We start from the raw sequence: 15,861 nt of genomic DNA, 5'->3' as shown, positions 1-15,861 counted from the left end.
GAAATCCGAAGTATCGCCGGCGATGGCGTCGGCGATGCCGACGCCGATGGCGGACGCGGACTGCTTACGCGTCAGTCGCGGAAGTTTTCGAACTGCAGCGGAAGCCCGTAATCGCCTTTCTTCAGGAACGCGATGGCCTCCTGCAGATCGTCGCGCTGCTTTCCCGATACGCGAAGACTGTCGGCCTGGATCGCGACCTGCACTTTCATCTTGGTCGCCTTGATGTCCTTGACGATCTTCTTGGCCGTCTCGGTTTCGATGCCGGCCTTGATGGCGATCTTCTGGCGCGCACGGTTGCCGGACGCCGGTTCGATCTTTCCCTTGTCGAGGCACTGCAGCGACACGCCGCGCTTGGCGAGCTTGCCTTCGAGCACTTCGACGGCGGCCTTGATCTTGAAGTCGTCCGTCGACTCGAGCTGAAGCGCCTTGTCCACGAGCTCGATCTTCGTGTCGCTGCCCTTGAAGTCGTAGCGCTGCGACACTTCCTTGACGGCCTGGCCGAGCGCGTTGTCGACCTCATGCCAATTGACCTTGGAAACTACGTCGAACGTCGGCATCGAAGTTGGAGCGCAGCCGCGCAGAGAATCTGGAAATAACGATCGGTGAAGATCAGAACGCGGCTTCGTTGTCGGAGATGATATCGACGGCCGGCGGCGGGGTAAAGGTAAAGCGCGAGCGGTCGATTCCGCGATTGCGCAGCGGCTCGGCGAACGTCATGCGCGTGACCGAGCCGGCGGCGTCGTGAACCGTTACAGCGCGCAGGTCGAATGTGTCCGCCGATAGCGTCACCTCGAGATTGCCGCCGTCATCGTTGAGCGATTTCAGCAGGATACGAACTGTGCCGGCGTCCGGACGCTCGAGCGAGGCACGGTATCGCTCCGACACACCCTGGCGACCTGCGAGAAGCTCGACGAGCCCGCCGCGACCGAACGCCTTCGCGTAGGCAATCTTGTAGACCTGTTCGAGATCGGGTTGGTAAAGCCAGAGCCACGCACCGTCGCCGACGACGGTCTGCGGCGGACCCTCGGTGTACTCCCAGCGCACGAGGCCGGGTTTCGCAAAATAGAAACGTCCCGCGCTTTCGACTTTGGTTCCGACGTCGGGGACTTCGATCGTCTGGCGGAATCCCGCCGAGTAATCGTCCGTCTCCGACCAGCGCTTCTCGTACGCGCGCCACACGGCTTCGGCTTCGGTTGTCTGCGCCGGCGTGGCGCTCTCGGCACCGGTTGCGGGCTTGATTGCTTCGGGAACGGCGGCCGGCGACGGATTGGCAGTGGCGGGTGCCGCAGAAGGCGGCGCCACCGGTTGCGGTGAAGCAGGAGCAGTTGCTGCCGCTGCCGCTTTTGCTGCCGCGGAAGTCTTTGCGCGTTTCGATGACGGTTTGGTTGCGGGCGCTGCGGCATTGGCAGGGGCCGTCGCAGGGTTCGTCCCGGACGCCGGTGCCGCGGTGGACGGTGCGGAGGGTTTCGTCGCGGCTTCTGCGGGCTTCGCGCCGGGAGCTGCCGCAGGCGTCGCCGTTTTTGCAGCCGGTGCGGCTGCGGGCGGCGTCGTTGTTTTCGCGGCGGGTGCGGCCGCGGGCGGCGTCGTTGTTTTCGCGGCGGGTGCGGCTGCGGGCGGCGTCGCTGTTTTCGCGGCGGGTGCGGCTGCGGGCGGCGTCGATGTTTTCGCGGCGGGTGCGGGTGCTGCCGTCGTCGGCGTGGCGGGCGCGCTGGCCCCCGTCGTCACGGGCTTGTCGGCCGGAATGATCGCAGGCGCGGCCGGTGCGGCGTTGAGCTCTCCGGCAGCGACTGCCGGTTTTTTTGTCGCGGGCTTCTTTTTCTGGACGGTGGTTTTCGTCTCGGTCGTTTTCGACTCGATCGTCGTCACGGCAGGAGCTGCGGCCGGAGCCGGAGCGACCGGACCGGTCGGAGCCTGGGCGCGGGCAATCGTGGAAAACAGCATCGCCGCGACAAACGTCGCGCGAAGGATCGTCGGATGCGCACGGCACCCGGCCTCTGTCTTCGAGCTGTGATTCACGATCAGAGTGCCGCTACGAGCACTTTGCGGGGTTTTGCACCATCCGCCGGTCCGACCACCCCTTCGCGCTCCATCATCTCGATCATGCGAGCTGCGCGGTTGTAGCCGATTCCGAGCTTGCGCTGGACCCACGACGTCGAACCCTGTCCGTGCTGCGTCACGAGCGCAACCGCACGGTCATAAAGCTCGTCGTATTCGTCGACGCCCTCACCGTCCTCGTCGGAGTCGCCGCCGCCGCCTTCGAGGATGTCCATGCGGTATTCGGGCTCGCCCTGCGTGCGAAGGAAATCGACGATTTCCTTGATTTCGCCGTCGCTGATGAGCCCGCCGTGCAGCCGCTGCAGGTGCGAGGTGCCGGGAGCCATGTAGAGCGCATCGCCGTTTCCGAGCAGGCGATCGGCGCCGACGGTATCGAGAATGGTCCGCGAATCCGGCCGCGACGTCACCTGGAACGAGATTCGCGACGGGAAGTTGGCCTTGATCAGGCCCGTGATGACGTCCACAGACGGCCGCTGCGTCGCAACGATCAGGTGGATGCCTGCGGCGCGCGCCTTCTGTGCAAGGCGCGTGACCGCCGACTCGACCTCACGACCGACCGTCATCATCAGGTCGGCGAGCTCGTCGATGATCACGACGATGCGCGGCAGATGCTCGTGGCGAAGGCCGGGGGCTTCGACGATGGCCTCCGCGGCTTCGGCCTCCTCGCCCTCCTCGCCTTCTTCGAGCTCCTCTTCGACGGGTTCGGCCTTCGCCTTGGCCTTGGTCTTGTTCTTCGCAGCCTCGGCTTCGGCGGCGGCGGTCTCCTCGGCGATGCGGCGATTGTAGTCGTCGAGGCTGCGGACCTTCTTGTCCTTCATCAGCTCGAAGCGGCGATCCATCTCGCGCATCACGTTGGCGAGCGCGGCCGAAGCTTTCTTGACGTCGGTGACGACCGGAACCAGCAGGTGGGGAATGCCCTCGTAAAGCGACAGCTCGAGCATCTTCGGATCGATCATGATGAAGCGCACGTCGTTCGGCGTCGCCTTGTACAGGATCGAGACGATGTACGTGTTGAGCGCGACCGATTTTCCGGTGCCGGTTGCGCCGGCCATCAGCAGATGCGGCATCTTCGCAAGGTCGGCGTAGACCGCGAGCCCGGTCGTGTCGCGCCCGAGCGCGAGCGCGAGCGGCGAGCGATGATCGCGGAAATCACCGGCGTCGATGAGGTCGCGAAGCCCGACCACGGCGCGGTTGCGGTTGGAGACTTCGATGCCGACGCAGTTCTTGCCGGGGATCGGCGCCACGATGCGCACGCCGTGCGCGCGCAGCGCCATCGTGAGGTCGTCGCACAGGTTGACGACGCGGCTCACCTTGACGCCCGCTTCGGGCTCGAACTCGTACGTCGTGATCACGGGTCCGGGGCGTACCGCGGTCACACGGCCGCCGACGCCGAACGTCGCGAGCTTCTGCTCGAGGATCGCCGAGCTGTCCTTGAGCGCCTTCTCGTCGATGTGGTTGCTGCGGTCGTCGTGCTTGCCGAGCAGGTTGCCGGCCGGAAGGCGGAAATTGCCGCCGGTGTGGAACGAGAATTCGGCCTGTTCCCCACCGCGGCGCGCGGACTTGTCGCGCGCCTTCGGTCGCAGCACCTCGATGATCGGCGACGAGCGGCGCGCCGGAGCGGGCGCTTCGTCGTCTTCTTCGTCGTCGTGGCGATCCCTGGCCGGCCGCATGATGCGCGGCTCGTTCGCGGCCGCCTCGCTCCTGCGCTGCAGGAAGGCCGGCATCGAGAGCCTCGCGAACGGGTTGAGCGCGCGTGCGCTCGGCACGGCCTTGCGCAGACCCGCGGCAAGCGAGCGCATCCGCTCGGTGATCGCCGCGCGCGCCGCTTCGTAGGCCTCGTCGATCGCGCGCGCGAGCCGGTGCAGCAGCTCGGACAGCGCGTGGCCGGTCAGCATCATGAAATCGAGCAGGAACAGGCAGATCAGCAGCACGACCGAGCCGCCCTCGCCGAGGCCTTCGAGCATCAACGTGGCAAGGAAGCCGCCGACCCATCCTCCCGCGACTTCGGGAGCGACGTGCGGGCGGTAGACTCCGAGCGTCACGGCGACGAGGAACAGCAGGAAGATCGCACCGACCCAGCGGACCGGCGTAAGCCGCATCGTGCGGCTGAGAAACAGCGATGCGCCGGCCGAGATCAGCGCGAACGGGAATACGAATGCGCCGTAACCGAAGCCCTGCGTCAGGACATCGGCGATCGTGAAGCCGACAAAGCCGCCGTGATTGACAGCCGGAGATTCGGGAACGTACGACAGGAGGCAGACGACGAGGAACGCGCCGACGCCGGAGGCGACGATGGCTTCGACCTCCTGGATCAGCCTCGAAGGGTCTTTGCTGCTTGCACCGGATCTAGCGACCGAACCCACCCAACACACTCCCACGCCAGCGTCGCCGCCGACCGCCGGTCAATATAGCGAAAGCTTCCGCAGAATTCGCCCGGCCCGGTGCGATTCTGCCTCTTTAGTCTGCCCAGACGACCCACTGGAAGTGGGCGGTGGCCAGGACGAGCAACCCGAAGGCAATCCGATACCATGCGAACGCGCGAAAATCGTGCGTCGCGACGTACCGGAGCAGCCAGCGAACGCACAAAAATGCACTGGCGAACGAGGTGACCAGCCCGACGGCGAAAATCGGGACATCCGACGCGTCGAAAAGCGCCCGCTCCTTGACCACGGAATAGAGGGTCGCGACGAACAGGGTCGGGATCGCCAGGAAGAACGAGAACTCGGTCGCGGCCGGACGCGACAGGCCGAACAGCATGCCGCCGATGATCGTCGCGCCCGAGCGCGAAGTTCCCGGGATCAGCGCGAACGCCTGCGCGATGCCGACCTTGAGCGCGTCGACGACCGTCATCTCGTCCATGGAGCCGATCCGGGCATCGCCCGGGCCGCCGCCGCGCTCGACCCACAGGATCACCAGTCCGCCCGCGATGAACGCGAGCGCGACCGGCACCGGTGCGAACAGCGTCGCCTTGATGCGGCTGCCGAACGCGAGCCCGAGCACCGCCGCCGGCAGGAACGCAACGGCGAGGTTGACCGCGAAGCGCTGTGCCGACCGATCGCCTGCAATCCCGGTCGCGACGCGCAGCAGGCGATCGCGGAGCTCCCAGCACACGGCAAGGATCGCACCCGCCTGGATGATGATCTCGAACGCCTTGGCCTTGTCGCCGGTCCAGCCGAGCAGGCTGCCGGCAAGGATCAGATGCCCGGTGCTCGAGATCGGCAGGAACTCCGTCAGTCCCTCGACGATGCCGAGCACGGCGGCTTTGAGAAGGAGGATCAGATCCACGGCGTCTGCCAGGCGCGGGCCGGCACTGGCGGTTATGCCATAGAGGGAGAATCAAGGGAGCGATTCGATGCCCACGTGTGCGTGAACGCTCGCCGTACTTGTCGTCGCAGTTGCGAACGGGCTCGTCAGAGCTCGACGACGTACGGCACGACGACCGGGCGCGAACCGAGCGTGCGACGGAAGAACCGGCGCACCGCGAGGCGCACTTCCTCGGTCAGCTCGTCGATATCGCGAACGGCCGCCTTCGGCATCGCCGCGATGGCATCGACGACCGCGCGGCGAAGCGGCTCGTCGTCGGGCTCGTTGCCGTCGCCGGTGACGACGCCTCGCATCAGGAACTCCGGACCCGACAGGATCATCCCGCTCTGCTGGGCGACCGCGAGCACGGCCAGCACCATTCCGTCGCGCGAGATGTTGCGGCGGTCGCGCATGACGCTTTCGTCGTCAATGCCGATCACACCGCCGTCGATCAGCACGCGCCCGGCCGTCACCGTACCTGCGCGCCGTCCGCCATCCTCGGAGATTTCGAGAACGTCGCCGTCGGTCATGCGGATGCACTTGTGCTCGGCGACGCCGGTTTCGACGGCGAGACGCGCATGGTGCACGAGATTGCGGAACTCGCCGTGGACGGGGACGAAATACTCCGGGCGCACGAGCTCGAGCATCGTCCGCAGCTCTTCCTTGCACGCGTGTCCGGAGACGTGCGCGCGCGCGAAACGCGGATAGTACACTTCGCAGCCGAGCCGGTAGAGCTGGTCGATGACGGCACCGATCGGCCGCTCGTTGCCGGGAATGACCTTCGACGAAAAGATCACCGCATCGCCGACGCCCGGTACCACGCCTTTCATGTTCTCGAACGCGATGCGCGACAGCGCCGAACGCGGCTCGCCCTGCGACCCGGTCAGCAGGTAACACACTTCGCCCGGCTTCAGCCGCGTCGCTTCGCGAGGATCGACGAGCAGATCGCCCGGAATCCCGAGATGCCCGATCTGGTTCGCGAGCGACGTATTGGATTCCATGCGCCGCCCGAGAATCACGACCTTGCGACCGAACTGCTGCGCCAGCGACAGAACCGCCGCGACGCGATGGATGTGCGACGCAAACGTCGCGACGAACACGCGCCCGCGGGTCGCGGCGAACATCGGCTCCATCATGCCGCGCACGAGCCGCTCGGATCCGCTCTTTCCTTCGTTCTCGACGTTGGTCGAGTCCGACAGCAGGAGCTTCACCCCTTCGTCGCCGAGCGCCCGAAAGCGTTCGGTCGCGAACGTGCGGCCGTCGATCGGCGTCTCGTCGATCTTGAAATCGCCGCTGTGGATCACTGTTTCGCCGTGCGAGCGGATCGCGAGCGCAACGGCATCGACGATGCTGTGGGTGACCGGAATTGCCTCGATGTCGAAATCGCCGACCTTGAACAGGTCGCCGTCCGCGAACGGCTCGATCGTCTTGTGGCGCAGCGCTTCGTGGTCGCCGAGGCGCTCGCGCAGCAGCCCCTCGGTGAAACGAGTCGCGAAGACGGGCACGTCGAACTCGCCCCATACGTACGGAAGCGCGCCGAGATGGTCTTCGTGACCGTGCGTCAGCACGAAGCCATGGAATCGGTCGCCGAGCTCGCGCAGGTACGTAACGTCGGGGATCACGAGGTCGATCCCCATGAGCTGCGCATCGGGGAACATCACGCCGCAATCGACGGCGATCGCACTATCGCCGCGTTCGATCACCATGCAGTTCAGGCCGAACTCGCCGAGCCCGCCGAGCGGAACGATGCGAAGAGGTGGTTTGGAGGGCACCCGGCCCTTCTATGCCGTCGCAGCCTCGGGCGGAAGCTTGGCACTCTCGATCGCCGCCTCTCGCGCCGGCGGCGGACCTTCGAGGTCGAGCAGCATCGCCTGGATTTCCTTGCGCACGCGCTCGGTGAGCTCGACGCGATCGTCGCCCGTCATGGCGCTGGTATCGATCGGTTTTCCGAGCCGGACGCGAATCGTTCCCGGCGTGGAAATCACCGAATGGTTCGGGATGCAGCGCTCGGATCCGGAAACCGCCATCGGCAGCACCCACATCTTCGACGAGATCGCGAAGGCCGCCGCCCCTTTCTTGAACGGCAGCATCTGCCTCGTCGACGAACGGTGTCCTTCGGGAAAGAAACAGATGAGCGCGTCGCGATCGCCGGCGTGACGGTTCAGCTCCTGGACAGCCGACGACGTGTCGCCGCGATCGATGAAGATCTGACCGGTAAGATCGAGCGCCTTGCCGAGAATCGGCACGCGTCGCAGCTCTTTCTTGGCAACCCAGCGCGTCTGACGCGGCAGCACTGCTACTCCCATCGCAACCGGATCGAGCTGGCTGCGATGGTTGGCCATCACGACATAGTTGCGGCCGGGCGCCAGATTCTCGAGTCCGCTCGCTTCGAGCGTGACGCCGAAGATCTTGAGAACGCCGCGTATCCACGGTCTTGCGGCAATCCAGTAATCGTCGGTTCCCGGCCGCAGCACGACATAGACCATGATCGCCGTGAGCATCACGGCGCTGTAAATGAAGAAGGCGATGAGGCGGACGTAGGCGGCGAGGAGCTTCAACGCGTTGCCACTCGCGCAATGGTTGTTTCTGCTCGTGATTTTCGCACGCTTCGCACGAGAGTCATGCACTCCACGTCATTGACTCCGCCCGGGGCCGGCTCTAGCCTCGCCGCAAAATTCCCCCGGAAACAGGCGCGTAGGCTGGCTCGAATGCGCAGGCCGTGCTCGCAACGAGAGGACATCATGGCATCAGTAAACAAGGTTATTATCCTTGGCAATCTCGGACAGGACCCCGAACTGCGCAACACGACCAGTGGGAAAGCGGTCACTACGCTGCGCGTGGCGACAACCGACACATGGAACGACCAGAGCGGGCAGCGCCAGGAACGCACCGAGTGGCACACGATCGTCGTCTGGGGCCGCACGGCCGAGAACTGCAAGCAGTATCTCTCCAAAGGCCGCTCCGTCTACGTGGAAGGACGCCTTCAGACCCGCAAGTGGCAGGACAAGGAAGGACACGATCGCTACTCGACGGAGATCGTTGCCGACCGCGTGCAGTTCATTGGCGGAGGTGGCGGAGCGGAGAAAGGCGGCGGCGGCAGTCGCAGCAGCAGTGGCGGCGGGGGCAGCCGCGAAACCGACTTCGGTGACATGGGCGGCGGAGCGCCGCCCATGGACGACGACATTCCGTTCTAGACTGGAGCGCACCGATCCGATCGCCGGTGTTACGGAATCGTCCGGGTTCTTGATGTCCGGCAGAGAGGATGTGCCCGTACGCATTCCGAGCAACTCGTTGCCGTTCTACGACCGGCGCGCGGCACGTCAGCGTTCACCTTTCTACGTCTTTGGCCCCTGCCGGTAAGCGGCAATTGGCACTATCCCCCCGACCGCAGCCCCGAAAGAATTGCAGCCTGATTCGCCGCAGCCGTCCTTCGGCGGCCGGCGCGAAGTGAGGGCAGCCATGCTGAAGATGAAAACCGCCTGCGAGAAGTGCGAGCGCTCGCTCGAGCAAACCGATCTCGCTTACATCTGTTCGTTCGAGTGTACGTTTTGCGAGTCGTGCACGCAGGCCATGAGCAATGTCTGCCCGAACTGTTCCGGCGAGCTCGTCAAGCGGCCCGCGCGCGTCCGCAAGGTCGCCGACGTTGCCGCCGAGCAGATGCGTCGCAAAGTCGGCAAGCTGTTCGGTCGCTGATGAGACTTAATTTTTCTTCGCCGGAATGCCTGTGAAGACGACGCGCCTGCTTCGATAGATGAATGGCGTTCTCACTGCGTGAGACAGCGAAGACGTCCCGACTGAGCCGCCGTCATCTCGGCTTCGCATTCGGCGGCGTCGAACGGGAATTCGGCACACAACCCGGCATTGCCGTCGGCGTGCTCGCCGAACGTGATCGACAAGACCATCGGCAAGTACCCCGCCCGCACTCCGTACTGGCTGCCCGCGGCGGTGGCCCGGACCGTCACGAGGCCCGGCGCACGCGCCGAAGAATCCTGCACGATGACCTTGCGGAAGCCGAGCACCGGCTCCGGCGTGCTATCGCGGTAGAGATAGACGCCGGGCTTGACGGTCCATCCGCGGGTCCCCGTGCCCGCCCATGTTCCTCCCGGAAGCTGCGCATCGACGAGCGAGCCGCCATCGGCGCTGTCGATACGTATGCGGAGGCCGCGATCGACCAGTGGAAGCGATGCGAATGTTCCGGGCGTGAGCGCGGCGACCGCGCGCACGCGCACCTGATTGCCACGCTGCGGGAACAGGTTCGCCCTTTCGGCATTGCGAACCGCAGCGGACGCGAATGATATCGCAGGTGCTCCCGCGGGCGTGACGCAGGGATCGCACGCATCCGCAAGGCCGTCACCGTCGACATCGGTCGAGTCTCCGGCAGTGCAAGGGTCGCATTGCGGGTCGGCCGAATCGCAGAAAAGCCGCAGATAGTGCCGGACCGTGTCCTCGACCGGAAGCGCGCCGATGTCGTAAAAGTGGTTGCGGTTGCGCGTGGCGGTGTAGAGCGCCGCGACGCTTCCGTACGCATTCATCGCGACCGCCGAGTCCCACGCCATCATCGGCGAGAGGTCGCTGCGCCCGGCATACGCGTTGCCGATCGGCGTGCCGCCGGTCTCGTGCTGCTGCAGCGATTCCGTCTGATAGATCGCGTAGTGAGCGTCGTCGTCGGTCGATGACACCCATAGACCTCCGGGCGCGATTGCGATCGGCTGGACGCCCACCGCGACGTCCGATGCGATCGTCGAGCCGTCGGCTGCGATTACTTCAGCTTTCGGCTGCCATCCGATGTATGCGTTGGCGTGCCGCACGACGAGCGTGCCGTCAGAAGCCATGACCGGCTCGACGACGGTGGAGAAGTTGTGGGTCGATACTCCGAGAACCCTGCTTACGATCGTCTGGTTGTCCGAGTCGAGCATCCGGACTTTGTTCAACTCCCCGGTCAGATCGGACCAGCCAACGGCGTACGTGCCGCTCCCGCCAGAGGCGAGGCTCGAACCGCGCAATGCCGTCGTTTCGATCGGCACGTCGGCGCCCATCGACGTACCGAGCAGGTCGAACTGGCGAACGCGGAGCGTCGTGTTCGGATAAATCCCGTCGGTCCAGAGCGCGATCCAGGTACCACTGCCGAGATATGCAACGTCACCGTCATACTGATCGCCTGCAGAAGCGGCATTGACCTGGAAGGGCTGCGCGAGTGCGGTTCCGTCCGCAGCAAACGGCCGCGCGAAGATACCGAAACTATCGCCGTCTTTCATCGGTCCCGGAGTTCCGGTCTCTGCGGCCGGCGTGAAGGTCTGGAAGACGACAACGATTGTGTCCGCCGGCCCTTTCGCAAATCGCGGTGCCTGCGAAAGAACTCCGTCGACGGAGCTCACACGCACCGGTGGGCCGAGCGAGCTGCCGTCCTGGGCGACGTGCAGGAGGTACGCTCCAGCATCCACGCCAGGCCCGGCGTCCGCGGAGGAGCGCTCGTACAGAATCCAGAGCGTGCCGTCCGACATCCACTGTATCTGCGGAGGTCGATAGGAAACGTCCTCGCCCGGTACGTCCACCGTCACGTCGATGCCGGGCGGAACGAATTCCGCAACACCTTGCACGGGCAACGCGAGCATCGACAAACCGGCGAACAGGCGCATCGCTGGACTTCGCATGAATCCCTCCAGGGAAACGAACGGCTGCGGATTGTTGCACGCCGCGCAGGTCCCGGACAAGGCGTCGCGCGAGCGGGAGCGGGGGCGCTGACAATGCTGAAGAAAGACGTCGGCGACGAGTCTTGTGGCGAGCCGATCCTACCAGCCGTTGTCCGCAAACGACCAGTAGCCGCCCCGCCCGACCACCACATGGTCGAGCACCGGAATTCCCATCAACTCGCCGGCGCGCCGCAGGCGTTCGGTGATGCGGCGGTCTTCCTCGCTCGGAGTCGGGTCGCCGCTAGGATGGTTGTGGACGAAGATCACAGCAGCAGCGGCCTCGCGGACCGCGAACCGGAACGCTTCGCGTGGATGCACGATCGATGCGCACAGCGAGCCCTGCGAGATGCGGATCTTCGACAGCACGCGGTTCTTGCCGTTGAGAAGCACGATGTAGAAGCTCTCGCGCTTCTCGTCGGCAAGCAGCGGGCCGAAATGCGCGTGTACGGCCGTCGCCGACGACAGAAAGCTTCCGGCGTCGAGACGGTCGGACTCGACACGGCGCGCGACTTCGCCGATCGCGACGATCCGCGCGGCACGGGCGCGTCCGACTCCGGGCTGCGCGGCCAGCTCGCTGATCGATGCACTGAGCACCCCTCGAAGATCGCCGAACGTCCGCAGCAGTGCGCGCGCGATTGCGAGCGCACTTCCCGCGCCCGCGTGGCCGGTGCCGAAGATTACGGCGAGCGCTTCGCCATCGCTCAGCACGCCGGGTCCGAGAGCCAGAAGTCGTTCCCGCGGCCGCTCGGTTTCGGGCCACGTTGCAGGCGAATCGGCATCAGCGGGCAGGATGCCGCTTGACGGCAGGGGAGTCGGACGTTTCATGCGGCGAACGTAGCCGCTGCCTAACGGTCACGTCATCGCTAGCGATGTAATGAAAGCGAGGAAGTCGCGGCGAGAATCACTTGTCCGTCCTGATGAGGCACTCACGCCGCGTGATTCGCCGCCGTTCGTGGAGGCCACGGCCGTGCTGGATGCGAGGGCACGGACAGGTCCGTCTACCGCTTCAGGTAGATGGACCTGTCTCGTATGCGGCCGCTAGTTCGGTGTGCAGGGGCTCGAGCAATATCCGTTCGGGCAGCATGTGTTGATGATGCACTTCTGGCCCGGCGCGCAGTCCGAGCTGGAATCGCAATTGGGAGGTCCGGCGCAGCTGATTTCGTGAACGCAGACGCCGCAGGAATTCTCCGGCGTCTGGTACACGTAACATCCCTCGATCGTGTTGCACAGCGCCGACGAGCCGCAGAAGTGATCGTCGCAGCTGTCGATGATCGTGGAGGTCGTCGTCGATGTGGTCGAAGTCGTGGTCGAGCTTGGCGGCGGCGCAGTCGTCGACGTCGTGCTGCTCGTTGTCGTCGACGTGCTCGTCGTGGACGTTGTCGTCGTCGATGTAGTAGTCGTCGTCGAACCCGAAACACACTGGTTGCTTCCGTCACAGAACGAGCCCGGGTCGCAGCCGCCGCACTCGATGGGCGTGCCGCAACCGTCGTCGATGGTGCCGCACTGCGCGCTCAGTTCCGGACAATTCTTCGGCTGGCAGCAGACTCCGAATTTGTCCTCGGGGTGGAGTCGCACGCACACCTTCGTCGAGCAGCTCTTGCCGACGTGGCACATCGCCCCCGGCGGCTTCCCCCCTGCCGAAGCGACGTCGGCCGTCATCACGAAAACCGCCAGGAAAAACACGGTGGAGATCAATGATCTCATGGGCCTCCTCGTCGCCCGGAGAAAAAGCCCCGGCCGTCGCGGGATTTTCCCCGCAAACACGGCGCGGCTCAAGACTGTTCGTCGGAAAGTTTGCGTTATGACGCAGTGAGCGAACGAAAAATCGGGCTCGATGCACACGATGCGGGCCATCTGTGGCCGAGCTTCCGCCGGTAGCCGCCACGCCTTCTCGCCGATGATGCGCCGCGCGGTGATATTCGCCGGCCATTGTGCGACGCGGCGATACTCGCCGGTCATTCTCCAGCGCGGCGATACTCGCCGCTGTTGCCTCCGCTCTTCGCGACCAGCCGCACGTCGGTGAGCATCATCGACTTGTCGATGGCTTTGCACATGTCGTACACGGTAAGCCCGGCAACGGATGCGGCTGTCATCGCCTCCATCTCGGCGCCGGTGCGCGCGGTAACGGCCACCGTCGCTTCGATCTCGAGCACGCCGGGCTCGCTTCCGGCGCGGAACGAAATCTCCACCGCCGAAAGCGGAAGCGGATGGCAGAGCGGAATCAGGTTCGGCGTCTGCTTGGCCGCCATGATGCCAGCGATGCGGGCAACGGCGAGCACGTCGCCTTTCGGGATGTTGCCTTCGAGAATGCGCGTGAGCGTATCCTGGTCGGTACGCAGCCTGGCGCGTGCGACCGCGCGCCGCTCGGTGATGTTTTTTGCGCCGACGTCGACCATGCGGGCGCGGCCTTGTTCGTCGAGATGGGTCAGCTCGGATTTGGGTTGCATGCCTGCAGGGTCCTTCTTATATCGACGCGTTCATGGCGGCCGGTCCGTGACAGGCCGAACCGTAACAGCACCCCGAACCTAAACCGAAGCCCACGCCGAGACGACGAGCCATGACCGCGAACAACAACTCTCACCACAAAGTCCTCATCCTCGGCTCGGGCCCCGCCGGCCTGACGGCCGCGCTCTACGCTGCGCGCGCCAACCTGAAGCCGCTGGTCGTCGAGGGCAGCCAGCCCGGCGGGCAGCTTACCATCACGACCGAGGTCGAGAACTATCCGGGCTATCCCGAGGGCATTCTCGGCCCCGACATGATGGTGCAGTTCCGCGAGCAGGCGGCCCGATTCGGTACCGAGTTTGCCGTCGGCGACATCGAAAGCGTCGACCTGTCGAAGCGGCCGTTCACGCTGCGAAGCGCGGAGCAGACGTTCACGTGCGATTCGCTGATCGTCTCCACCGGCGCCACTGCCCGCCTGCTTGGTCTGCCGTCGGAAACTGCGCTGATGGGGCACGGTGTCTCGGCCTGCGCGACGTGCGATGGCTTCTTCTTTCGCGACAAGAAGGTGCTCGTCGTCGGCGGCGGCGACTCCGCCATGGAAGAGGCCAACTTCCTGACCAAGTTCGCGAGCTCGGTGACGATCATTCACCGGCGCGAGGAATTCCGAGCGTCCAAGATCATGCTCGATCGTGCGCGCAAGAATCCCAAGATCGAGTTCCTGCTCGACCACACCATCGACGAGATCCTCGGAAAGCCGGGCGGCGGCGTCACCGGCGTCCGCCTGCGCAACACGAAGACGGACGCCACGTCCGAAATGGCGTGCGACGGCGTGTTCATGGCAATCGGCCACGTGCCGAACACGAAGATCTTCCAGGGCAAGCTGAAGCTCGACGACAAGGGCTACATCGTCACGCGCCCCGGGAGCACGTACACGAACGTCGAGGGCGTGTTCGCGTGCGGCGACGTGCAGGACTCGACGTACCGCCAGGCCGTCACGGCGGCGGGAAGCGGATGCATGTCGGCGATCGATGCGGAACGCTGGCTCGAGGCGCAGCACGGGTAGGCCGGAATCGCCCGTCGTCTTTCCTGATCCCAGCGTCCTGCTAAGTTGCGCGGCCTATGCCGCGCATCGGACGTTACGAGAACCCTTACCTTACGACCGAGTTTCATCACGAGCTGCCGATCGGCTCGTCGAGCGAGGTGCTCGGGCTTCGAAGCGAAGACCGCGCCAACAGCCATGGCGTGCTGTGGATGCCTCCCGGGCAGCGGCCGAAGACGGTGCTCACCGTCATGCACCCGCGTGCGGATTTTCACCGGCACTACGTCGTGCCCGGCCTGCTCCGGGCCGGCTACGCGGTGTTCGCGCAGAACAGCCGCTGGGTCGGCAACGACTCGATGCTGATTCACGAGACGGTTCTGTTCGATGTGGCTGCCGGCATGCAGCGCATGCGCGACCTCGGCTTCGAGAACGTGATCCCGATCGGCAACAGCGGCGGCGGCTCGCTCTACACGTTCTACATCTCGCAGGCGCACGCCGCGCCTTCGGCGCGAATCCTGCAGACTCCGGCCGGTGATCCGACGGCTCTCGACCGCCTTACGATGCCGCCGGTCGATGCCGTGGTCTATCTTGCCGCGCATCCCGGCGAAGGTCTGTTCCTGCTCGAAGCCAACGATCCTTCCGTCGTCGACGAGACCGATCCGGTCGCGTGCGACGCGGCCATCGACATGTACGATCCGTCCAACGGATTCGTGCCGGCACCGGAAGCGACGAGCTACAGCCAGGAATTTCTTTCGCGCTACCGCCGCGCCCAGCACGATCGCGTCGAACGCATCGACCGGCATGCGCGCGCGCTGGTGCGGCGCAGGCGCGATGCCCGGCGTCGCGCGATGGAGCATCCGACCGAACAGACGCCGTGGCGCGAAGCCATCGCCGTCGAGTTCCTGCGCATCTACCGGACCGAAGCCGACCCTCGCTACGTCGACCTGTCGCTGGATCCGTCGCGCCGCGACTACGGCTCGCTGTGGACGCACCGGCCCGACCTGTTCAACTACGGCCCGTTCGGCTTCGCGCGGGTCGTCACGCCCGAAGCGTGGCTGTCGACGTGGTCGGGCCTTTCGTCGCACGCATCGATTCCTGCGCGCGGCGCCGGCGTGGCGGTCCCGGCGATCATTGTCGGATACACGGGCGACAACGGCGTCTTCCGCGACGATGCGCGGCTGATCTTCGACAGCCTGGCGTCCGCCGACAAGCGCCTGGTCGAAGTGGACGGCGATCATTACGGATTCCCGCTCGCCGGCACGGACGAGTGGGGGCGCGACCGCGCGATCGCACAGATCGTCGAATGGCTGCGCGAGAAAGGGTACTGAGCGT

At 65.4% G+C, this 15,861-nt stretch carries 14 protein-coding genes and 1 pseudogene; 4 read left to right on the top strand and 11 right to left on the bottom strand.

Annotation, left to right across the window (positions count from 1 at the left end; translation table 11 throughout):
- Positions 1–71: 71 nt before the first annotated feature.
- The 7 genes and pseudogenes from VN634_09810 to VN634_09780 form a co-directional block, all read right to left on the bottom strand.
- The gene (locus VN634_09810) at positions 72–557 is read right to left on the bottom strand and encodes a YajQ family cyclic di-GMP-binding protein (GenBank protein HXC51166.1); all 486 of its coding nucleotides are present in this window, start codon (positions 555–557) and stop codon (positions 72–74) included.
- A gap of 52 nt (positions 558–609) precedes the next feature.
- Complete coding sequence (locus VN634_09805; protein ID HXC51165.1) at positions 610–1,302, bottom strand: outer membrane lipoprotein carrier protein LolA; 693 nt, start codon at positions 1,300–1,302, stop codon at positions 610–612.
- Positions 1,303–1,560: 258 nt separating this feature from the next.
- Positions 1,561–1,767, bottom strand: a pseudogene (locus VN634_09800) (hypothetical protein).
- A 251-nt stretch (positions 1,768–2,018) separates the two neighbouring features.
- A complete protein-coding gene (locus VN634_09795; protein HXC51164.1) occupies positions 2,019–4,418 on the bottom strand; it encodes a DNA translocase FtsK in 2,400 nt (799 codons plus the stop codon).
- A gap of 94 nt (positions 4,419–4,512) precedes the next feature.
- Positions 4,513–5,340 (bottom strand): undecaprenyl-diphosphate phosphatase, encoded by an 828-nt coding sequence (locus VN634_09790; GenBank protein HXC51163.1) that lies wholly within the window; start codon positions 5,338–5,340, stop codon positions 4,513–4,515.
- A 125-nt stretch (positions 5,341–5,465) separates the two neighbouring features.
- The gene (locus VN634_09785; GenBank protein ID HXC51162.1) at positions 5,466–7,130 is read right to left on the bottom strand and encodes a ribonuclease J; all 1,665 of its coding nucleotides are present in this window, start codon (positions 7,128–7,130) and stop codon (positions 5,466–5,468) included.
- Positions 7,131–7,139: 9 nt separating this feature from the next.
- A complete protein-coding gene (locus VN634_09780; GenBank protein HXC51161.1) occupies positions 7,140–7,916 on the bottom strand; it encodes a lysophospholipid acyltransferase family protein in 777 nt (258 codons plus the stop codon).
- A gap of 183 nt (positions 7,917–8,099) precedes the next feature.
- Here VN634_09780 and VN634_09775 point away from each other — a divergent pair, with 183 nt between their 5' ends.
- Positions 8,100–8,552, top strand: coding sequence for a single-stranded DNA-binding protein (locus VN634_09775; GenBank protein HXC51160.1), 453 nt, complete (start codon positions 8,100–8,102; stop codon positions 8,550–8,552).
- A gap of 265 nt (positions 8,553–8,817) precedes the next feature.
- On the top strand, positions 8,818–9,051 hold the full coding sequence (locus VN634_09770) for a DUF1272 domain-containing protein (protein ID HXC51159.1): 234 nt from the start codon (positions 8,818–8,820) through the stop codon (positions 9,049–9,051).
- A 71-nt stretch (positions 9,052–9,122) separates the two neighbouring features.
- On the opposite strand, the gene VN634_09765 is transcribed toward VN634_09770, so the two are convergent.
- From VN634_09765 to moaC, 4 genes are all read right to left on the bottom strand, one after another.
- A complete protein-coding gene (locus VN634_09765) occupies positions 9,123–11,009 on the bottom strand; it encodes a hypothetical protein (protein HXC51158.1) in 1,887 nt (628 codons plus the stop codon).
- Positions 11,010–11,147: 138 nt separating this feature from the next.
- On the bottom strand, positions 11,148–11,873 hold the full coding sequence (gene radC, locus VN634_09760) for a DNA repair protein RadC (GenBank protein HXC51157.1): 726 nt from the start codon (positions 11,871–11,873) through the stop codon (positions 11,148–11,150).
- Between the two features lie 213 nt (positions 11,874–12,086).
- Complete coding sequence (locus VN634_09755) at positions 12,087–12,752, bottom strand: hypothetical protein (GenBank protein HXC51156.1); 666 nt, start codon at positions 12,750–12,752, stop codon at positions 12,087–12,089.
- 251 nt (positions 12,753–13,003) lie between these two features.
- Entirely contained in the window at positions 13,004–13,495 is a 492-nt protein-coding gene (moaC, locus tag VN634_09750; protein HXC51155.1) for a cyclic pyranopterin monophosphate synthase MoaC, read from the bottom strand.
- 110 nt (positions 13,496–13,605) lie between these two features.
- On the opposite strand from moaC, the gene trxB reads away from it, so the two are divergent.
- Together trxB and VN634_09740 are read left to right on the top strand one after the other, a co-directional pair.
- Positions 13,606–14,553 (top strand): thioredoxin-disulfide reductase, encoded by a 948-nt coding sequence (trxB, locus tag VN634_09745; GenBank protein HXC51154.1) that lies wholly within the window; start codon positions 13,606–13,608, stop codon positions 14,551–14,553.
- 56 nt (positions 14,554–14,609) lie between these two features.
- On the top strand, positions 14,610–15,857 hold the full coding sequence (locus VN634_09740; GenBank protein HXC51153.1) for a hypothetical protein: 1,248 nt from the start codon (positions 14,610–14,612) through the stop codon (positions 15,855–15,857).
- The last annotated feature ends 4 nt before the right edge of the window (positions 15,858–15,861 follow it).

Source organism: Candidatus Limnocylindrales bacterium, from assembly GCA_035571835.1.
GTDB lineage: Bacteria > Desulfobacterota > Binatia > UBA1149 > CAITLU01 > DATNBU01.
The sequence above is the reverse complement of the archived record's forward strand: the minus strand, read 5'-3'. Positions and strand labels throughout refer to the sequence as shown.